Genomic DNA, 21,279 nt, shown 5'->3' with positions numbered 1-21,279 from the left:
AACCTAGAACTGGCGGAACCTTTGATGACGCTTTTCAACTAGCTCAGATGGCGTCAACTTATCCAAATCAGTCAATTCTTTTTGTAATATTTTCTTAACAGCTTTAAATACACGCTTATGTGACCTTGATTCAGGAACTATCCCATCTATAACATGCTGCTCCAGCAGTTTTTCTGGGGTCAACTGCATCACTTCAGCTGCTTCATCTGCTCGGCTGCTATCCTTCCACAAGATGGCTGCAAAACCTTCAGGTGATAAAACAGAATACATACTATTTTCAAACATCCAAACACGATCCCCGCAAGCTAAGGCAAGTGCACCGCCACTACCGCCTTCGCCATAAATCATCGAAATAACAGGTATTTTAACACTGCTAATTTCAAATAAATTGTGTGCGATAGCTTCCCCTTGACCATTTTCTTCTGCAGATTTCCCAGGGTAAGCTCCGGCAGTATTCACTAACGCAATAACAGGCCGATTGAATTTTTCAGCCTGTTTAATCAGACGCAGCGATTTACGGTAGCCTGATGGTTCCGGACAGCCAAAATGTGTCCTGAGACGCTCTTCGGCTGATTTGCCTTTGTTAGTTGCAATAACGGTCACTGGCATATCATTAAATTTTGCAACACCGCCAACGATCGCAGCATCATCATCTGACAAACGATCACCATGCAATTCCATAAAATCACTGAATATTCCATTAATTAACTCGTAAGCAGACATTTTTTCTTCACTACGCGCATTAGCAACTATTTGAGCAGCTGTCTTCTTCTTATCAAGTAAACTAACCATTCGCACCACTTCCTTTGCTATGCAGGTCAAGTAGCCATGCAAGTTTCTTCTTCATGTCTTTTCTAGGAACTATAGCATCGATGAAACCGTGCTCAAGGACACGTTCAGCGTCCTGTAGGTCGTTAGGAACTTTTTGATGGGTTGTCTGTTCAATTACCCGTTTTCCAGCGAAACCTACCAAGGCACGCGGTTCAGCTAAAATAATATCACCCTGCATTGCAAAACTGGCCGTCACACCACCAGTAGTTGGATCAGTTAAAACGGTAATATACAGCAGACCAGTTTCTGAATGACGTTTAACAGCTTGCGAAATCTTTGCCATCTGCATTAATGAGAAAATACCTTCCTGCATTCTCGCACCGCCAGAAGCCGTGAATAAAACAACCGGCATACTTTGACGGGTCGCCCGTTCAAAAAGACGAGTTATTTTTTCGCCTGTAATTGTCCCCATTGAGCCCATAATAAAGGCAGGGTCCATTATTCCCAATCCAAAAGTCTGTTCCTCGACTTTAGCAATTCCTGTCAAAACAGAATCATTTAATTCTGTTTGTACGCGTGCCTTGGAGAGTTTCTTCTGATAATTAGGGAACTTCAGCGGATCAGTTGTTTTTAAAGAGTCATCCATTTCAGAAAAAGAGTCAACTAACCACTTCAAGCGTTCACGAGCTGTGATCCTAAAGCCATACTCACAATTAGGACAAACCTGATAAACGCCCAGATCCTTATGATAGAAAGATTGGTGACATTTAGGACATGCGATCCACATTCCAGATGGAACTTTTTCGCCAGCTTTTTTGTCAGCCTTTATATGTTTGTGGCCTAGTGTTTTTAATTCATCAAATAATTGCACGCTTTAATCCTCCTTCTTCCATCTTGGTAGGAAGGATTTCTCAAGATAATCAGTCGTCACTCGTCCATTCTTAAAGGTATCATCATCAAGCAAGGCCAAATGGAATGCTTGATTTGTTGTGATACCATCAATCAACATTTCGTTTAGAAGCCGTTTGATTTTTTGTATTGCTTCATTGCGGTCATTACCTAACGCAATGACCTTAGCAACCATTGAATCATAAAAAGGTGAAATCTTAACTCCTGCATACAGTGCTGAGTCAATTCGCATCCCTAAGTTGCCGACTGGGAAATAAAGATATTTAACCTTACCAACTGAAGGGGCAAAGTTCTGCGCTGGATTTTCAGCATTAATCCGGCATTCAATAGCATGCCCTTGACAATGAATATCATTTTGCCTGAACGGCAATTCTTCGCCCGCGGCTACACTAACCTGCGCCTTCACCAAATCAATTCCTGTCACCATTTCAGTTACAGTGTGTTCGACCTGAATTCGAGTATTCATTTCCATAAAATAGAAATTATGCTCTTTATCCATCAAAAACTCTATTGTACCAGTGTTGACATAATCAATCGCATTTGCAGCTTTAACTGCAATTTTTCCCAAGAATTCGCGCTGTTCCTCAGTAATCAATTCGCAAGGGCTCTCCTCGATAACTTTCTGCTTGTTGCGCTGCACAGAACAATCACGCTCAGGAAAATAAACTGCATTTCCTTGTTGATCACGGAAAACTTGGACTTCTATATGTTTAACATCCTCCATGATTTTTTCGAGATACATTCTTGCATCACCAAAGGATACAACAGCCTCCTGCTGAGCTTCTTCAAAATTGCTCTGTAGTTGTTCTTCATTATCAACTCGTCGAATACCCTTACCGCCACCGCCGGCAGCAGCTTTTAGCAAAACAGGATAGCCAACTTTGTCTGCAATTTTTTTTGCCTCCGATGAGTTAGCAACAAAGCCTTCGCTACCAGGAATAACTGGTACACCGCTAGCACGCATCTGTTCGCGCGCATTCGCTTTGTTTCCCATCAAATCAATTGTTGCTGATTTTGGACCAATGAAAGTAATTCCGCATGCCTCGCACATCTCAACAAATTGACTGTTTTCTGATAAAAAACCAAAGCCAGGATGAATTGCTTCTGCGCCGGTTCCAACAGCCGCGCTTAAAATATTTTTCATATTCAAATATGACGCCTGTGGCCGTGCAGTTCCAACACAAACGGCTTCATCGGCTAACTGGACATGCAAACTTTCACGATCGACATCAGAATAGATCGCTACTGACTTGATGCCTAATTCTTTTAGCGAACGAATAATCCGAACAGCGATCTCACCGCGGTTGGCTACTAGAACTTTTTTAAACATCAAATCACCCCTAACTTTAACCAATCATAAATGTCAGTTCTGCAGTACATACTTTCTTACCTTCGACGCTCGCCAAGGCTTTTCCTAAACCAACATTATTTCTAATCTTCTCTAATTTAACTTCTAAGCGCAATGTATCTCCTGGGCGAACAACACGTCTGAACTTGGCTTCCTTAATACCGCCAAAATAAGCCGTTTTCCCCTTAAATTCTGGCATAGTCAGCAATGCAACGGCACCTGTCTGTGCTAAAGCTTCAACAATCAAAGCACCAGGCATAACAGGATTGTTGGGAAAATGCCCATTGAACACTTCTTCATGCACTGTCACATTTCTTTTTGCTACTGCCATTTCACCTGGAACGAGTTCATCAACGCGGTCTATTAGCAGCATAGGGTAACGATGAGGAATAATTTTTTGTATTTCAGTAACATCTAAAACCATATTGTTCTTTATGCCCCCTCAATTTCAAAAAGTGGTTGTCCAAATTCTACCAGCTCTTCATTTTTTACCAGAACCTTAGAAATAACGCCGTCAACCTCACTCTTAATTTCTGTCATCATTTTCATTGCTTCAATGATACAGACAACATCACCCTTATGGACACTGTCCCCCGCCTCGACAAAAGGAGGCTTGGCAGGCTCTGATTGAAGATAAACACTTCCCACCATCGGAGAATCGATCGTTTCGCCCACTTTTTCCTCTTGTTTTGCTTCAACTGAAAACGATTGATTATTTTCAGCCTTTTGAACCTGTTCATTAGTTGGTGCTGGTGTCGGTGCTTGAACACTAGGCTGTGTTATTTTATTTTTGCTCAAACGGATATGAAAATCTCCCGTTGTGATCTCTAATTCACGACTAGGTGAATCATTGAAATTTGCGATTAATTCTTGTATTTCTTTATAATCCAACCCTATTCACTCCATTTTCTAAATGCTAACACTGCGTTGTGCCCACCAAAGCCGAGCGAGTTGCTAATTGCATACTCGAGGTCTGGGGCACTTTCAGCATTCTCCGTCACTACATTGACATGGCATTCAGGATCTTGTTTCTTTAACCCAACATTAGCTGGCAGTTCACCTTGTTCAAGGGCAGCAACAGTGATAACTGCTTCAATGGCACCAGCAGCCCCAAGTAAATGACCAGTCATACTCTTAGTGCTGCTGACTTTAACAGGACTATCAACTCCGAATACCCGATTAATAGCGTGTGCTTCACCGGAGTCATTAGCATGAGTTGCTGTCCCATGGGCATTGACATATCCCACTTCGCTGGGTGTTACTCCTGCTTCAGAGATAGCTTGCTGCATTGCTCGCGCAGCTCCTTCACCTGTTGGATCTGGAGATGTCATATGGAACGCATCACAAGTGCTGCCATATCCAACAACTTCGCCCAAGATCTTCGCGCCACGCTTTTGTGCGTGCTCTAAGCTCTCCAAAACAAGTGTTGCTCCACCTTCACCCATAACAAAGCCTGAACGATCTTCGTCGAATGGTAATGAAGCACGAGACGGATCAGTTTCTTTCGAAAGAGCTGTCAGAGCCGCAAAACCTGCAATCCCGATTTCGTTGACTGATGCTTCGGAGCCGCCTGTCAACATAACTTTGGCTCTGCCTTCCTTTATCTGGCGATAAGCTTCACCGATTGCGTTGGTACCTGAAGAGCAAGCCGTAACGATCGCAGTACAAATATTTTTTGCCTTAAAACGCAGCGCGATATTACCAGCTGCCATATTAACGATTGATGTTGGAACAAACAAAGGAGAAACCCTTTGTGGCCCCTTGCTGTTCATCTTAGTTACTTGTTCTTGAATCGTCGTCAAACCGCCGATCCCTGAACCGTAAATTACACCCATATCGTATTCGTCGGTGTTCTCGCTGTTAATGCCGGCTTGTTCGACCGCCGCAATAGCACTGTCAACAGCATATTGAGAAAATAAATCCATTCTTTTAGCTGACTTTTTACCAACCCGAAGTTTTGGATCGAAATCCTTAACTTCAGCAGCAACTGTGATTCCTGTTTCGCTTGCGTCAAATTTGCTGATTTTATCAAAGCCTATTTTTCCAGCAAAAATATTTTTTAAAAATGTATCTGTGTCGTTACCTACTGGAGTAACGGCGCCCATTCCAGTAATTACCACTCTACTCATCGATAAAACCCTCCTAGATCGTCATTCCACCGTCAATCGTTATGACCTGCCCTGTGATGTAATCACTTTTGGCCAAGAAAACCGCAGTTTCTGCGACTTCGATTGCTCGCCAAATCGCTGCAGTGGAATGTCTTTTACCATTTGATCCTTGATTCTCTGGCTAACCTCAGCCGTCATATCACTATTGATCATTCCTGGTGCAATTGCATTGCAGCGCACTCCACGAAGAGCACCCTCACGTGCAATTGTTTTTGTCAATCCGATAATTCCTGCTTTGCTGGCAGCGTAATTAGCTTGTCCTAAATTGCCGTGTAATCCGACAACACTCGCTAAATTAATGATGACCCCAGAACGTTTTCGTGACATTTTTTTGAGAATACCTTGTGTTACGTTGAATGTCCCGACTAAGTTAGTCTCAATTACACGTCGGAAATCCTCTTCCTTCATTCCAATCATCAATTTATCCGCGGTAATTCCAGCATTATTAACGAGAATATCAAGCTTACCGAATTCCTCAAAAATTTCTGTTTGCATTCTTTTTACATCATCAGTTTTGGAAACATCACCCAGAGCGACTTTGCATTTTACACCTTGGGCTTCGATTTTCTTTATCAGTTCGTCCGAAACATTCTTACGCCCATTTAATATAACATTGCAGCCCTCTTTTGCAAATTGAAGTGCAATTGCAGCTCCAATTCCGCGGGAACTGCCGGTAACAAAAGCATTTTTCCCCTTAAGATCCATGTTTATCATCCTCGACTTGCTTCAATAAATTTTTGATAATTAGCTTGACCATCTATGTGATAGCGTTCAATTTTTTTGTCAATTTGTCTTGTAAACTTACTCAAAGTCTGACCAGGTCCGATCTCAACAACAGTATCGATCCCTAATTCTTTAATCATATAATCAACACATTGATAAAAGTGTGTCGGTGATATCAATTGCCGTGTCAATATTTCTCGCGTTTCTTCAGCCTGAAACGGTTGTGCAGTTGTATTGCTGATAACAGGAACAATTGTTTTTTCAAACTGCACACCAGCAAGACGTTTTTCCATCAAAGTACTTGCTTTTTTAAAAAGCGGGGTATGGAACGCCCCGCTGACCTTTAATGGAATAACATTTTTAATTTCTTGCTCATGAAATAGCTTGATCGCACGATCAACGGCCGCTTTGTTTCCGCCTATAACAACTTGCTTAGGGGAATTATAATTCGCAGGACACACGACTTCTGTGTCGTTACTTGCTTCTTTGCAAATGTTTTTAATGGTTTCAATATCCGTTTTCATAACTGCAACCATTGCGCCATCAGTTTCTTCTGCATCGTTTTGCATATACATTGCACGATCCTTTAAAACCTGCATGCCCTCTTCAAAACTCAAACTGTTTGCAGCTATAAGTGCCGAATATTCGCCCAAACTCAATCCCACCATGCCATGAACATCAAGCTGCGGTACATCTCTGTTGAGCATTCGCATTATCCCTAAGCTCATGGCAACAATAGCTGGTTGTACATAAACTGTTTGCGCCAACTCATTATTTTCGTTGCGGTAAATAGTACCAAGGTCCATTCCTGTCAGTTCGGCCGCTTGATCAATCGTCTCACGGTAAACCTGGTCAGATTCGTACAAATCTAACCCCATTTTACTGTATTGGGCACCTTGTCCACTAAATAAAAAGCCTATTTTCATAAATCTAAGATCTCCATTAAATTATTTTGCGTCGACTTCTTTTTTTACATATTCAACAACGTCTTTAATCGTTTTAACACCTTCATCAGCTTCAAGTTTAATATCTAATTCATCTTCAAGCTCGTTCATGATTTCAAAAACATCTAAGCTATCTGCTTCAAGATCATCTTTAATATCTGAATCCATTTTCACCTTATCAGCATCTACATCTAATTGTTCAACCACGATATCTTTTACTTTGTCAAAAATTTCTTGTTCTGTCATTATTAATACACTCCTAGTTAATATTTAGTATTTGATAATTTGTGTGCCTACTGTCAAACCTCCGCCAAAGCCGCTTAGCACGATCGTTTGCCCGCGCTTTATCGTTTTGTCTGAAACAAGTTCATCCAAAAGAAGTGGCACACTTGCAGCGGAGGTGTTTCCGTATTTGGCAATATTCATTGGAAACTTCGCTAAGGGCTGATTTAAACGCTTAGCGATTTGTGCAACTATACGTGAATTTGCTTGGTGCAAAACAAAATAGTCAATTTGATCTAAAGTCAAACCGGCTTTTTTAACTGCTTCTTCAATCGATACTGGAACTTTATGAGTGGCGAATTTGTAAACGTCTCTTCCAGACATCGAAAAAGCCTTAATTTTATGCTCGCCTTCCATTGGAAAAGAAACCAATGCCTCTGTTTTGCCTGCTTCCAGCTTATCCCCTAGCTCACCATAAGTGTGCAAACTTGAGGAGATGAATCGGCTGGCACCACCATCTTCTTGCCTTTCCAGCAAAACGCCTGCAGCCCCATCGCCAAACAGGACCGCCGTTGTTCTGTCCGTCCAGTCAATGACTTTTGACAAAACCTCTCCCCCAATCAGCATTACACGGTTGCAAGCTGATCCAGAAGATGTCATAAATTTTTCTGCTACATTTAGCCCGTAGATAAAGCCAGAGCACGCAGCACTGATATCAAATGCCAATGCATTATGCGCCCCAATTTTTCCTTGAACTAACGCTGCAGTTGCAGGTGTGTAAGTGTCTGGCGACATAGTTGCGACTAACAGAAGATCAATTGACTCAACATCCCAACCACTTTTTTTGAGCAGTTGTTCGGCCACGACAGCGCATAACTGCGAAGTATTCTCCCCGACACTAATATGACGCTGCTTGATACCTGTTCGACTACTGATCCATTCATCTGAGGTATCCATGATCTTGCTCAAATCATCGTTAGTCACAACCTTAGCTGGGACACAACGAGCAGTCTTGACAACTTTGATTGTCTCCAATATGCTGTCTACTCCTTAATCTATGAATGCTCCCTTAGAAAATCTTCTAGGTTACATACTGCTTTTTCAATCGTTTTTATTTCTTCCGGATCAAGATCCTTCAGAAAACTCCGTACCATCATACGGTGAAAAGCATCATGTGCCCGATACATAAGACGTCCCTTCTTGGTCAATCCTAAACGAACAACACGACGGTCATCACTGCACCGAATCCGTGTTACATAGTCTTTCTTGCTCAACCGATCAATGGTTGAAGTAAGTGTACCTGGCGTTAAGTGCAGTTCTTTTGCTACCTGCGATGCCGTTTTTTTATCGTACATCGTTATTGCATTGATTGCATGCATTTCTTTGATAGAGACGTCTTTAAAATGACTTCTTTTTAATTCATGCTCCTCAATCCAAAGAATATCATTATAAATTCTTACAAGGGAATCATTGATTGTTTTTACCCGATTTTCCATGTGTTCAATGTCCGTCCTTATCCAACCTCAATTTAAATGACAATGTTACAAGCGAAAATACAACAATCCTTTTAGATTTTTTCGTCTCTATTTGCCACAATAAACATCAGTTCAGCTGCACATGCTGTTTTTCCATCAACAACTGCTTTCGTTTCTACGATTCCCATATTTTCCCGTTTTTTTGTCAAGGTAATATGTAGCTTAAGCACATCCCCTGGACGAACAACCCGGCGAAATTTAGCTTTGTGAATCGCCCCCAGATAGGCTGTTTTCCCCACAAACTCAGGTGATTTCAAAATTAAAATTGAAGCCGCCTGTGCTAAAGTTTCAATAATCAATACCCCAGGCATCACAGGATTACCTGGAAAATGACCTCTAAAAAAAGATTCATTAATCGTTACGTTCTTTGTTGCAACGATTGATTCACCAGCTTTCAGTTCATCAACATAATCGATATAAATTATTGGAAAACGATTAGGGATCAGGTCCATAATTTCTTGTGCATCCATAAGCACCACATTTGTCACCTCACTTACCAAAAAAAGTATTTCGAACATCAAAATATTCGATGATTGAATAATATTACACTCGGACTAAATTGTCAAATTCCAACAAAAAAGTCATTTTAATTTACAAAAAAACAAACATTGTATTTTTAATCATTATATATTCGCAAATAACACAGCTTATATCATTTAAATAACTTTAGAAAGGCTGTTCGACCCAATATCGCAGTGTAGCATATCAATTATACTAAATGATTATAATAAGCAAAAAATTATAAAATATTTAGCAATAACCACTAATCATACATAGCCCATTTTAGCCTAATCAAATTTTAATCTATTTTTGTTTGCTTGACGTACCAAAATAAAAAAGTGTGCTTACAAGAATTCGACTTTAAGCATCACTTTCCTCAATATTATCTTCAGCTTTTCTTTTCTTCGTCTTCAGAAACATCTTCTTTGCTTGTTTCTTCAGTATCCTTGGCAACAGTTGTCTGTGTCTTTTCCTCAGCTACCGCACTGCCATTGTTTTCAGATGGTGTAACGCTTGCAATAGCAGATTGTTCGAACGTCAGAAAAATTCCGTCACAATCAAGTGTTACTGTATGTTCAGCATTATTTATACTGTCAACAACTCCATGCAATCTTCCAATTGTAATAACAGCATCCCCTTTTTTGAGGTTGCCTAACATCTCTTGACGTTTTTGCTGTTGCTTCTTTTGCGGTCTGATCATCATAAAGTACATCAAACCGATTAAAGCAACAAACATTATAATCGTTGGTAACGATCCATTCATTTTTTTCACTCCCATCTATAAAACCTGCACAATTATAACTTTAACAAAGTTTTAAGCCACTGACTAGGTATTTAGCCAAATTTCTTAGAAGTTACGGTGGTTTTCACGGTTAAATCCATATTCTTCAAAAAAGCTCTCTCTAAATTCAAGCAAATTATCATCCATAATTGCTTGGCGTACCTGTTTCATCAAATTTATCAAAAAATAAAGGTTGTGATAACTGGTTAAGCGTAAACCAAAAGTTTCATCTGCTTTGATCAAATGCCTGATATAAGCGCGTGAAAAATTACGACAAGTGTAACAATTGCAATTATCATCTATTGGTCTAAAGTCTCTTGCGTAAATTGCATTTTTCACAACAAGTCTGCCATGTGAAGTCATGCAGCTGCCATTGCGTGCAATTCTCGTCGGTAAAACACAATCAAACATATCTATTCCGCGAATGACGCCATCTATCAATGCATCAGCTGAACCAACCCCCATTAAATAACGCGGCTTATTCTCTGGAAGCATAGGAGTTGTAAATGAAAGAACATGGTTCATCTCGGCCTTGCTTTCACCAACAGAAAGACCGCCAATTGAATAACCTGGGAAATCCATTGAAACTAAGTCACGTGCACTCTGCGCTCTCAAATCCTTGTGACCACCACCTTGAACAATCCCAAATAGTCCTTGCGTACCTTTATTTTGGTGTGCTTTCAAGCCTCGCTCAGCCCAGCGGCTTGTTCGTTCAACTGATTTTTTGATATAGTCATAAGTTTCAAAAAAAGGGGGACATTCATCAAAGCTCATCATAATATCTGCCCCCAGTGCATTTTCAATCTGGATTGCTTTTTCCGGTGAAAGAAAGAGTTTTTCGCCACTCAGATGACTTCTAAAGTGAACCCCTTCTTCAGTAATATCGCGCATCTTAGCAAGTGAGAACACTTGAAATCCACCAGAATCTGTCAGTATTCCTTTCTTCCAGTTCATAAACTTGTGTAACCCGCCTGCCTCTTTGACGATGTCCTCTCCTGGACGCAGCCACAGATGGTAGGTATTGGAAAGGATAATATTAGCTCCCATCGCATCTAATTCTTCTGGAGCTAGAGACTTCACTGAAGCCTGTGTCCCTACTGGCATAAACATTGGTGTCGGAAACGTACCGTGTGGCGTTACGATCTCGCCTAGTCGCGCTCCAGTATGCTTTTCTTTCTTGATCAAACGATATTTGATCGCTGGTTCAGTCATTACAATTCTCCATTTCTTGTTATCATGATTATTTAATAAACATCGCGTCGCCAAAGCTAAAGAAACGATACTTCTCATCGACTGCATGTTTATAAGCATTCAAAATATTTTTTCTTCCAGTGAATGATGAAACTAACATTACTAACGTTGATTTCGGCAAATGAAAATTAGTGATAAAGGCTTGGACTATTTTCCATTCATAACCAGGCTTAATAAAAATGTCCGTCCAGCCGCTGTCGGCGTGAATCTCACCATTGAATTTAGTCCCGATAGTCTCTAATGTACGAATACTTGTTGTCCCAGTTGCCACAATCTTGCCCCCATTAGCGCGAACTTCATTCAAGACCTTTGCAGAATCCTCTGACAACCTATAGAATTCACTATGCATTTTATGATCTTCAATATTTTCAACACTGACCGGTCTAAACGTCCCTAAACCAACATGCAATGTCAGGTAAACTAAATGAACACCCTTATTTTCGATTTTCTTAAGCAGTTCCTTCGTAAAATGCAAGCCTGCTGTAGGAGCAGCTGCAGATCCTATTTCACGTGAGTAAACAGTTTGATACATTTCAGGATCATCCAACTTCTCTTTAATATACGGAGGCAATGGCATTTCGCCTAACTCATCCAGAATTTCCATAAAAATGCCTTGATACTCAAAGCGGATCATCCGACCACCATGCTCCAACTCCTTAGTGATAACAGCACTTAACTTTCCATCCCCAAAGACAATCCGTGTCCCGACTTTGGCTCTTTTTGCTGGCTTAACTAAAGTCTCCCACTCGTCACCTTGTGTATTATTCAGCAGCAGGACTTCAATATGACCGCCTGTTTCAGGTTTAATACCGTATATTCGTGCAGGCATTACCCGTGAATCATTCATTACTAAAGCATCGCCCGCGTGCAATTGATCGATCACATTATAGAAAACATCATCTTTATAAGTCCCTGTTTTACTATCCAAGATCAACATTCGCGAATGATCGCGTTTCTTCAGCGGAGTCTGTGCTATCAGTTCTTGTGGTAAATCATAATCAAAATCTTCTGTGGTCAAATGTTCTTCTGACAAAATTGTCACCCTTCTTTTAAGAAAAATATTTCTGTTAATTTTTAGAATACGGTATTCCTAGATGTTCATAAGCTGCCGGGGTGACGACTCTCCCCCGGGGTGTTCTTTTGATGAAACCACTTTGCATTAAATATGGTTCAATCATTTCGGTTACGGTTTCTATTTCTTCACCAATATTGGCTGCAATCGTATTTACACCGACTGGGCCGCCATTATAGAGTTCAATCATCATTTTCAGCATTTTACGATCTGTTTCATCTAATCCGTGATCATCCACACGCAATAGATTGAGAGCGTACTGGACAATCTCTTCGTCAACTTTATCTTGCTGAGCAACTTCTGCAAAATCGCGTACTCTTTTCAACAAGCGGTTCGCAATTCGTGGCGTCCCTCGTGATCTTCGTGCGATTTCATGTGCTCCGCTCAAACTAATCAGTGTTTGAAAAATATCAGCAGAACGTTCAACGATCGTTGCGAGTTCATCTTCGGTGTAATAGTTCATATGTGCAATAATTCCAAAGCGATCACGCAGCGGCGCAGATAGTAACCCTGCCCGTGTTGTCGCCCCAATCAAAGTAAATGGTGGAAGCGTGAAGTGTACCGGATGGGCAGTTGGACCCTGTCCAATAACAATATCGACATAGAAGTCTTCCATTGCGGAATATAACACTTCTTCTACGATTTTAGGTAGACGATGTATCTCATCAATAAACAAAACATCGCCTGCTTGCAGCTCATTCAGGAGTGCAACCAGATCACCAGGTCGTTCAATTGCTGGACCACTTGTTGTCTTGATTGCAACATGCATTTCGTTTGCTATTATTATCGCAAGCGTCGTTTTTCCCAAACCCGGAGGACCATACAATAAAACGTGATCTAGTGCCTCTTGCCTCTGAGAAGCTGCTTTAATGTATACTTGGAGCTCATCCTTAATCGCCTTTTGGCCAATATATTGGTCAAAATCTGCGGCCGCAGTGAATTTTCTCTTTCATCATCTTGTTCGTCATCGACTAAATCGCCTGATACTATGCGATCATCTTCCGGCATTTAGACACCCCCTCGCATCACTTATTAATCAATAATCTTAACGCTTCACGCAGATATTCATCAGTAGACTTGCCTGCAAATTGTGCAAGTTTCTTGCTGACTCGTTTAACTTCGGTTTTAGTATAACCTAATGCAGATAATGCCGCGATGCTTTCTTCCAGATATTGGTTTGAATCAGTTTGGCTGGAAAGTGCCAATCCTTGTTGTCCTATCAATTCTTTTTGTATACCGGCTTCTTCCATCTTGCCTTTTAAGTCCAGTACGATCTGTTTGGCCGTCTTCTTCCCTACTCCTGGGAACTTAGTCAAATAACCGATATCCTCACTGTCGATCGCAGTCACAAGACCTTGATGATCATCATTCGCTAGAATAGCAAGTGCGCTCTTGGGTCCAATTCCTGAAACGTTAAGAAGCTTGACAAAAATGTTTTTTTCATCTAAATCCCAGAAACCAAAGAGGGTAATAGCATTTTCCCTTACAGCTTGATAAATATAAACCTTTTTTTCATGCTGTACATCAACTTGGTAACGGAATGGATTTGCAACATATACTTGATAACCGATCATTCCCGCTTCAACAACGATATAATATGGTGTCACGGCAGTTATCTTTCCTCTAAAATATTCGTACATCTCTTCTTCCTTCCTAAAATATCTGCTTACTCTTGTTCTCGCAAGCTCTGATGTGGATCTTGAATCCGTTTAAACATGTGTTCCATGTCAGAATTAGTAAAATGTACCAACACAGGCCGTCCGTGCGGGCAGTTAAACGGATTTTCACATTTTTTAAGCTGCTCCAACAATGCTTTGGCCTGCTTGTCATCCAAATGATGGTTAGCTTTAATTGAGCGTTTGCAGCTCATCATAATTGCTGTTTTCTCTCGATAGGTTGCAACATCTATCTTGCCATCTTTTAAAATATAGTCAATAAGTTCACGGATAATATCTTCTTCTTGTCCATCCTTGAACCAAGTTGGATGATGCCGCACGATGTAACTGTTAGGTCCAAAATCCTCCAAGTCGATCCCTAATTGTTCTAATTTAGGCAGATTTTCATTGATGATCAGTGAATCACTTGTTGTGTAATCGAGAACTATTGGTACCAAAAGATCTTGCTGGTCTGATTCAACCTCACCTATTTTTTCACGATAGTACTCGTACTTGCAGCGCTCCTGTGCTGCATGCTGGTCAATAATATACAATCCATCCTGCGATTCTGCAAACAAGTATGTTCCGTGCATTTGACCGATATAAGTCAATTCTGGAAAGCGGCGCTGGGTTTTAGCCTGCAGCTGATCTTGCTTTGGGACATACGACTGATTTTCAGACGTTTTTTGTAAAATAGCAGACTGTGATGCTTGTCGCAGATATTTTTTGTCCCACTCATCTAACTTATCCACCATATCATTTTTGTCTCTAATGATAGTGACTGCTGGTTTTGCATTCTTTGATGACTCTTCATCTTGCTCGTCTTCTACGGTAGAGCTGCCTGAACTATTGATGTCAGGTACCGCATCTTTTATTTGAGAAGTCACTTGTTGGGCCGGCAATTCACCTGTACCGGTTCTATCATGATAATAAGAGCGCGAGGACTCATTCAGATCAAATTGAAGTTGATCAATATCAATTTCCTTGCGTGTTTTTTGATTCAAATTCTTCAAGGCATCAGGTATTAGGTTCTCCTGTGCTATTCGGTCGTAAACACATTTTGTCAATAATTGTGCCAACTGATCTTCCTTGCTTATACGCACCTGCTGTTTTGTTGGATGGACATTAACATCAACTAAGAGCGGATCAAGCGTGATATTGACAACTGCAACGGGGTAGCGCCCAACCATCAATTTGGATCCGTATCCTTTGATTATCGCATTGCTCAATTGAAAATTTTTGATATATCTTCCATTAAGCAACAGACTGATATAGCTTTTAGTTGCACGTGTTAATTTAGGAAGTGAAACATATCCTGCAACCTTAAAGTCAAGATCCTTTCCGTTAAAAGCAACCATCTGCCGCGCGTTCTTCACACCGTATATTGCACTGATTGTCTGTTGAAGATCGTTATTTCCCACTGTCTGCAATAAAGTATGTCCATTATTGCTCAATGAAATCGCAATGTCATTGTGGCTTAGCGCTAAGCGATTGACAATATCGCTTATTGCGGCCAGTTCAGTTTGAAGGCTTTTCAAATATTTGAGTCGCGCAGGTGTATTGTAGAACAAGTCTGCAACAGTTATTTCTGTTCCACGTGGTCGAACGCTCGTTTTCTTTTCAAGCTGCTCACCACCCTTAACATGTAAAAGTGTTCCTGAAACATCTGTTTCAGTACTAGTTTCGAGATAGACATCAGCCACAGAGGCAATACTCGGTAAAGCCTCTCCTCTGAAACCAAGCGTTTTTATTCTGAACAAATCTTCACGGCTCGTTATTTTGCTTGTCGAGTGACGTTTGAAGGCTAATTCAACATCTTCGGCTGGAATTCCTTCTCCATTGTCAATAACCTGAATTCTTTTTAAACCTGCTTCTTCAACAACTATATCAATCTGAGTACTCTTCGCATCAATTGCATTTTCAACAAGTTCTTTAACTACGGAGGCTGGTCTTTCAACTACCTCCCCAGCTGCAATCTGATCAGCAAGTACTTCTGAGAGTTCTTTTATTTTCGGCATGAAAATTACCTCCAATTACCTTTTCTTTCTCAGATCCTTCTGCCATTTATACAAAATATTTATTGCATCAAGTGGCGTCAGTGACATCAAATCGGTTTCTTTAATCTCTGATAATACTTTCTGATCGTCTTTTTTATAAACAATCTTTTCCGGTTCGAATAAAGAAAGCTGCTTATCGTCGACTTGAGGTTCAACTTCTTTTACATCGGCTTTCTTTTCAACTGTATTTTGCTCATCACTCACTGAATTGTCAGTATGCTTCTTCTTGCTCTCTAACTTGCCTAAGATAAAATTGGCCCGCTTTAAGAGATTCTCAGGCATTCCTGCAAGCTTTGCAACATGAATTCCATAGGACTTATCTGCAGGCCCAGGCTGCATTTTATGCAAGAAAATCAAATCGCCATTTTTTTCAACAGCTCCAACATGAATGTTCCTTAACGCTGGTAGTTTTTCAGATAAGGCGGTCAATTCGTGGTAATGAGTTGAAAATAGCGTCTTCGCAAATACATGGTCGTGAACATATTCAATAATCGCTTGTGCTAATGCCATTCCATCATATGTTGCCGTTCCTCTGCCTATTTCATCAAACAATATCAAACTATTACGTGTTGCATGACTAAGTGCATGATTTGCTTCTTTCATCTCAACCATAAATGTCGACTGTCCAGCAATTAAGTCATCAGCAGCCCCAATTCGCGTAAAGATTTGGTCAAAAACCGGTAAAACAGCACTTGCTGCTGGTACAAAACAACCTATCTGTGCCATCACGACTGTAAGTGCGAGTTGACGCATATAAGTGCTTTTTCCAGACATATTCGGCCCTGTTATCAAAAGAATGCTAAGTTTCTCAGGCATCACAACGTCATTAGGAATATAGCTTTGCTTCCCCATTACCTGTTGCACCACCGGATGCCAGCCGCCCATCACTTTGACGTCATGTTTACCAGCGGTTAACTTGGGTTTGACAAAATGATCTCTTTCACTGACAACGGCGAAACTTTGTAGAACGTCCAATATTGCGATCGCACGTGCCAATTTTTGCAGACGTTTGATCTGGTCTTTGATCTGATTGCGAATACCTGCGAAAAGACGATACTCTAACTCAATAGCTTTACTTTCTGCACCTAGAATCATTGCTTCTTTTTCTTTTAGTTCGGGTGTTATAAAACGTTCGGCATTCGTCAATGTCTGTTTCCGTTCATACCGCTCAGCCGGCAGTTTGTCCAGATTTGCCTTTGATACCTCAATATAATACCCAAAAACACGGTTGAAACCAATCTTTAAATTATTGATTCCCGTTTCACGCCGTTCTTTTGCTTCCATTTCTGCCAGCCATTTTTTGCCATTTTTCATCGCATCCGTATACTTGTCAAGTTCTGCACTATAACCCGCCTTGATCAGTCCGCCATCTTTCACTGAAATAGGTGGTTCATCAATGATTGCATTCTCAATTAGATCAACGACATCTCCAACTGGGTCAAGGCCTTCTAAAAGATCATCGAAAGTCCCGTCATTCAGTTCATTCAAAACATAACTAATTTTAGGAACTTGTTCCAATGATTGCTTCAGTTGAATCAGGTCACGACCATTAACATTTCCAAAAGCCACTCGGCCAGCTAACCGCTCCAGATCATAGACACTTGTCAATTCTTCTTGGAGGGTACTGCGTTCAAAATAATGCTGCAATAAATTCTCGACTTTATTTTGTCGACTGATTATTTTTTTTGAATCAAGTAGCGGACGTTCGAGCCATTGTTTCAATAACCGCCCCCCCATTGCTGTTTTGGTTGCATCTAAGAGCCACAACAGCGTTCCTTGTTTCTTGCCTGTTCGACTGTTTTGTAATATCTCTAAATTACGTTTAGAATATGGATCCATTTTTAAGAAATTTGATGGTTCATAGTGGACTGCTTTTTGCAGATGTCCTAAACTCCGCTTTTGGGTCACATTAAGATATGTGATAAGATGCTGAATTACTTCCACCTCAAGTTTGTTTTTTATATCCTGAATCGTATAACTCGCTTCCGCACTTTCTCTAACTTCATCTTGCTTTGAGATCATGATTTTAAGTGCCTCTATCTTGTCTAAACTTGTTTTTGTGACAGAATCATCAACTACAATCTCTTTTGTCCGCAAGCTCATCAATTCATTCAGTACAAGGCTTATGCTCTCCAGAGTTGCTGCTTTTAATTCGCCAGTCGAGAGATCTACATAAGCTAACCCATATTTTTCATTGCTTTCATGCAAAGCAGTCAAGTAATTATTCTCTTTTGCCTCACTAGCCGAGGGATCGATCATCGTTCCCGGTGTGACTAATTGAATGACCTCACGTTTGACCATTCCTTTGGCTAACTTAGGATCTTCCATTTGTTCACAAATCGCAACTTTATAGCCTTGATCGACCAAAATATCAATATAATTTTGTGCTGCATGATGCGGCACACCACACATCGGTATTTTATCAGCCGCATTTTTATTACGTGTCGTCAATGTTAACTCTAGAATCTGTGAACCCTTAATCGCATCGTCATAAAACATCTCATAAAAATCACCCAAACGATAAAATAAAAAAGCATCTGGATATTGTTCTTTAACAGCTAAATACTGTTCCATCATTGGTGTGTTTTTTGTTTTTTGCGGCATCTGTTTCTCTCCTTTATTGCATGAACGGATGATCGGCATTAATTTGAATTGTCTTTATTTTTCGTGCCCTTCCCGTCTCATCATCAATGTCAATCAGACAAGCAGACAAATTACGGCGACTATCTTCGGCAACTTCAAATCTTGTCGGCATTTGATTTAAAAAACGTGCTATAACATTTTGCCGTTTCATACCTATAATACCATCGTAGGGCCCTGTCATTCCGACATCTGTCAGAAAAGCTGTTCCTTGAGGAAGGATACGCGCATCGTTTGTTTGGACGTGAGTATGTGTCCCGACGACAGCCGAAACCTGCCCATCAAAATACCATGAAAAAGCAGCTTTTTCGCTAGTCGTTTCCGCATGAAAATCAACAAAAATAAAATTAGTCTGTTTTCTTAATTCTGCAATGACTTCCTTAGCTACAGCAAAGGGATCATCTGAAGGATTCATAAATACACGCCCTTGCAAGTTAAGAACAGCCAGCTTCTGCTGATTTATTTTTATCGTCGTATAACCTATGCCTGGTACCTGTCCTGCCGAAAAATTAGCTGGTCTAATCAGTTTTTTCGCTGATTGAATAAAGTCCGTTATCGCTGGATTATCCCACGTATGGTTTCCCATCGTAACAACATCAGCCCCACAGTTTAATATTCGTTTGTACACTTTTTCATTGATTCCACGCCCTCTGGTTGCATTTTCCCCATTAACAATCGTCGCTTGAGGGTGGTATAGATGCTTTAACTTGGGTAGATACTCTTCCAGTACTTCCTGACCTGCATTCCCCATAACATCGCCAACAAACAAAATACGCATATTTTTCCCCTTTTCTGATATTCATTGCTCAATAATTCAATTTTAGCATTTTTACAACTCTGTTGCGAAATCTCTTTTGTTTTAGTTTTGAAATAAAAAAGAAAACTGGGACATAGCATCCCAGTTTCCTTGCAGGTAATAAATCACTTAAAATAATGACTATTTAGCGTATTCAACTGCCCTTATCTCACGAATAACGGTTACTTTAATATGTCCAGGATACTCCATTTCACTTTCGATCCTGTTTTTTATGTCACGTGCAAGAACCGTTGACTCCAGATCATTTACTTCATTTGGTTTTACTATTACACGCACTTCACGTCCTGCTTGGATCGCGTAGCTCTTTTTAACACCATCAAATTCATTAGTGATTTTTTCAAGCTTTTCAAGACGATGAATATAATTTTCTAAGGATTCGCTTCTAGCTCCTGGACGTGCTGCTGAAATCGCATCAGCTGCAGCGACCAGAACTGAAATCGTATATTTAGGCTCAACATCTCCGTGATGTGAAGCAATCGCATTGATTACAGTATCACTTTCCTTATATTTTTCAGCCAATTCGACCCCAATCTGAACATGAGATCCATCAACTTCGTGATCAATTGCCTTTCCAATATCATGTAGCAGACCTGCACGTTTTGCTAGCGTAACATCCTCACCAAGTTCAGCCGCTAAGACACCTGTTATCTTAGCCACTTCAACCGAATGATCGAGAACATTTTGTCCGTAACTTGTCCGATACTTCAAACGTCCCACAGTTTTAATCAAATCAGGATGCATTGCATGCAACCCAAGATCAAAGATTGTTTCTTCACCTGTATCTCTTATCTTTGCATCTATTTCCTTGGTAGATTTCTCCACCATTTCTTCAATTCTGGCCGGATGTATTCTTCCGTCCTGAATCAACTTCTCCAACGCCATCTTAGCTATTTCGCGGCGGACTGGATCAAACCCGCTTAAAACAACCGCTTCAGGAGTATCATCAATAATAAGGTCGATCCCCGTTAAAGTCTCAAGTGCACGAATATTACGTCCTTCACGACCAATAATCCGGCCCTTCATCTCGTCATTAGGTAACGAAACGACAGATACTGTGGTCTCCGAAACAGTATCAGCAGCACTTCTCTGAATAGCCTGTGCAATCAAACTCTTAGCAGTCCGATCAGCACTAGCTTGAGCTTCTATCTCCTTGTCTTTGATCATAACAGCAAGCTCATGATTCAAAGCTTCTTTAGTTTCATCCATGATCAAATCCTTAGCCTCTTCCCTAGTCAGGGAAGCAACCCGTTCAAGCTCTGTCTTCTGCTGCTTAATTAGAGAATCAACTTCAAGGTGTTTTTTCTCCAGCTCTTTTTGGTCGATTTCTATCCGATTTTCTTTTTTTACAAGTCCTTGCTCACGTTTTTCAAGAGCTGAATCCTTGCGATCCAAATTCTCTTCGCGTTGAAGCAAACGGTTTTCTTGTTTTTGAGCCTCGGAACGTCTTTCCTTCAATTCACTTTCAATTTCGCCTCGGTAACGATGACTTTCATCTTTAGCTTCCAAAACAGCTTCTTTTTTCAATGCTGCCGCTTCTTTTTTAGCATTCCTCACGATCCCTTGTGCAGTTTGCGTAGCGGCATCAAGATTCTTCTTATAACTGCTCTTTTGAAGAGCTTTACCTAAAGCTAAACCAATACCCAAAGTTATAACAGCGATGGCGAGGATAGTAATTGTCAGTTCCAAATTTTCACCTCCACATCGTCAAAAAATGATTAAACTTTTAAAATAACCATTGCTTTTAAGATGTTATTTTGATCAACATACTCTTATATTTTACGGTGTGGTGCTACGTTATGTCAACATAAAACGGATGGTTTCACCAATTTGAGGAAGTAGAGTCCTGCGACTCTCTACTACTGGTAAAATATCTCAGCACGCCATA

At 40.6% G+C, this 21,279-nt stretch carries 19 protein-coding genes and 2 pseudogenes; all 21 read right to left on the bottom strand.

Features of this window, described 5'->3' with window-relative positions:
• Window positions 1-3: 3 nt before the first annotated feature.
• The 21 genes and pseudogenes from accA to rny all read right to left on the bottom strand — a co-directional run bounded on the left by accA (window position 4) and on the right by rny (window position 21,080).
• Window positions 4-792 (bottom strand): carboxyltransferase subunit alpha, encoded by a 789-nt coding sequence (gene accA, locus JCM15457_RS04015; protein ID WP_034987890.1) that lies wholly within the window; start codon window positions 790-792, stop codon window positions 4-6.
• Window positions 785-1,642 carry an acetyl-CoA carboxylase, carboxyltransferase subunit beta gene (gene accD / locus JCM15457_RS04010; protein ID WP_034987887.1) on the bottom strand — a complete coding sequence of 286 codons (858 nt, stop codon included), beginning with the start codon at window positions 1,640-1,642 and terminating at the stop codon, window positions 785-787. Before accD ends, accA begins: the two co-directional genes overlap by 8 nt.
• A 3-nt stretch (window positions 1,643-1,645) precedes the next feature.
• Window positions 1,646-3,010 carry an acetyl-CoA carboxylase biotin carboxylase subunit gene (gene accC, locus JCM15457_RS04005; protein WP_034987885.1) on the bottom strand — a complete coding sequence of 455 codons (1,365 nt, stop codon included), beginning with the start codon at window positions 3,008-3,010 and terminating at the stop codon, window positions 1,646-1,648.
• Between the two features lie 16 nt (window positions 3,011-3,026).
• Window positions 3,027-3,452, bottom strand: a complete 426-nt coding sequence (fabZ, locus tag JCM15457_RS04000) for a 3-hydroxyacyl-ACP dehydratase FabZ (RefSeq protein ID WP_034987882.1) — start codon at window positions 3,450-3,452, stop codon at window positions 3,027-3,029.
• Between the two features lie 8 nt (window positions 3,453-3,460).
• Window positions 3,461-3,919, bottom strand: coding sequence for an acetyl-CoA carboxylase biotin carboxyl carrier protein (gene accB, locus JCM15457_RS03995; protein ID WP_034987880.1), 459 nt, complete (start codon window positions 3,917-3,919; stop codon window positions 3,461-3,463).
• A 2-nt stretch (window positions 3,920-3,921) separates the two neighbouring features.
• Window positions 3,922-5,157, bottom strand: coding sequence for a beta-ketoacyl-ACP synthase II (fabF, locus tag JCM15457_RS03990; protein ID WP_034987878.1), 1,236 nt, complete (start codon window positions 5,155-5,157; stop codon window positions 3,922-3,924).
• A 13-nt stretch (window positions 5,158-5,170) separates the two neighbouring features.
• Window positions 5,171-5,901: pseudogene (locus tag JCM15457_RS03985) on the bottom strand (3-oxoacyl-ACP reductase family protein).
• Between the two features lie 5 nt (window positions 5,902-5,906).
• On the bottom strand, window positions 5,907-6,845 hold the full coding sequence (locus JCM15457_RS03980) for an ACP S-malonyltransferase (RefSeq protein WP_034987875.1): 939 nt from the start codon (window positions 6,843-6,845) through the stop codon (window positions 5,907-5,909).
• Between the two features lie 21 nt (window positions 6,846-6,866).
• The gene (locus JCM15457_RS03975) at window positions 6,867-7,109 is read right to left on the bottom strand and encodes an acyl carrier protein (RefSeq protein WP_034987873.1); all 243 of its coding nucleotides are present in this window, start codon (window positions 7,107-7,109) and stop codon (window positions 6,867-6,869) included.
• Between the two features lie 24 nt (window positions 7,110-7,133).
• The gene (locus tag JCM15457_RS03970) at window positions 7,134-8,120 is read right to left on the bottom strand and encodes a beta-ketoacyl-ACP synthase III (protein ID WP_034987870.1); all 987 of its coding nucleotides are present in this window, start codon (window positions 8,118-8,120) and stop codon (window positions 7,134-7,136) included.
• 20 nt (window positions 8,121-8,140) lie between these two features.
• Window positions 8,141-8,581 carry a MarR family winged helix-turn-helix transcriptional regulator gene (locus JCM15457_RS03965; protein WP_034987868.1) on the bottom strand — a complete coding sequence of 147 codons (441 nt, stop codon included), beginning with the start codon at window positions 8,579-8,581 and terminating at the stop codon, window positions 8,141-8,143.
• Window positions 8,582-8,652: 71 nt separating this feature from the next.
• Window positions 8,653-9,099, bottom strand: coding sequence for a 3-hydroxyacyl-ACP dehydratase FabZ (fabZ, locus tag JCM15457_RS03960; RefSeq protein WP_034987865.1), 447 nt, complete (start codon window positions 9,097-9,099; stop codon window positions 8,653-8,655).
• 410 nt (window positions 9,100-9,509) lie between these two features.
• On the bottom strand, window positions 9,510-9,884 hold the full coding sequence (gene yajC / locus JCM15457_RS03955) for a preprotein translocase subunit YajC (RefSeq protein ID WP_034988324.1): 375 nt from the start codon (window positions 9,882-9,884) through the stop codon (window positions 9,510-9,512).
• An 84-nt stretch (window positions 9,885-9,968) separates the two neighbouring features.
• On the bottom strand, window positions 9,969-11,114 hold the full coding sequence (tgt, locus tag JCM15457_RS03950) for a tRNA guanosine(34) transglycosylase Tgt (protein ID WP_034987862.1): 1,146 nt from the start codon (window positions 11,112-11,114) through the stop codon (window positions 9,969-9,971).
• Between the two features lie 28 nt (window positions 11,115-11,142).
• Complete coding sequence (gene queA, locus JCM15457_RS03945) at window positions 11,143-12,186, bottom strand: tRNA preQ1(34) S-adenosylmethionine ribosyltransferase-isomerase QueA (RefSeq protein WP_034987859.1); 1,044 nt, start codon at window positions 12,184-12,186, stop codon at window positions 11,143-11,145.
• 34 nt (window positions 12,187-12,220) lie between these two features.
• Window positions 12,221-13,233, bottom strand: a pseudogene (ruvB, locus tag JCM15457_RS03940) (Holliday junction branch migration DNA helicase RuvB).
• 17 nt (window positions 13,234-13,250) lie between these two features.
• Window positions 13,251-13,865 carry a Holliday junction branch migration protein RuvA gene (ruvA, locus tag JCM15457_RS03935; protein WP_034987856.1) on the bottom strand — a complete coding sequence of 205 codons (615 nt, stop codon included), beginning with the start codon at window positions 13,863-13,865 and terminating at the stop codon, window positions 13,251-13,253.
• A gap of 26 nt (window positions 13,866-13,891) precedes the next feature.
• Entirely contained in the window at window positions 13,892-15,898 is a 2,007-nt protein-coding gene (gene mutL / locus JCM15457_RS03930; protein ID WP_034987854.1) for a DNA mismatch repair endonuclease MutL, read from the bottom strand.
• Between the two features lie 15 nt (window positions 15,899-15,913).
• Window positions 15,914-18,541 carry a DNA mismatch repair protein MutS gene (gene mutS, locus JCM15457_RS03925; protein WP_034987852.1) on the bottom strand — a complete coding sequence of 876 codons (2,628 nt, stop codon included), beginning with the start codon at window positions 18,539-18,541 and terminating at the stop codon, window positions 15,914-15,916.
• A gap of 13 nt (window positions 18,542-18,554) precedes the next feature.
• Window positions 18,555-19,355 (bottom strand): TIGR00282 family metallophosphoesterase, encoded by an 801-nt coding sequence (locus tag JCM15457_RS03920; RefSeq protein WP_034987850.1) that lies wholly within the window; start codon window positions 19,353-19,355, stop codon window positions 18,555-18,557.
• A 159-nt stretch (window positions 19,356-19,514) separates the two neighbouring features.
• Complete coding sequence (gene rny / locus JCM15457_RS03915) at window positions 19,515-21,080, bottom strand: ribonuclease Y (protein WP_034987849.1); 1,566 nt, start codon at window positions 21,078-21,080, stop codon at window positions 19,515-19,517.
• Window positions 21,081-21,279 lie beyond the last annotated feature (199 nt).

Origin of the sequence: Liquorilactobacillus sucicola DSM 21376 = JCM 15457 (assembly GCF_000612445.1) — a bacterium.
GTDB classification, from domain to species: domain Bacteria; phylum Bacillota; class Bacilli; order Lactobacillales; family Lactobacillaceae; genus Liquorilactobacillus; species Liquorilactobacillus sucicola.
Note: the sequence above shows the minus strand (reverse complement) of the source record. Positions and strands in the feature narration are given on the sequence as shown.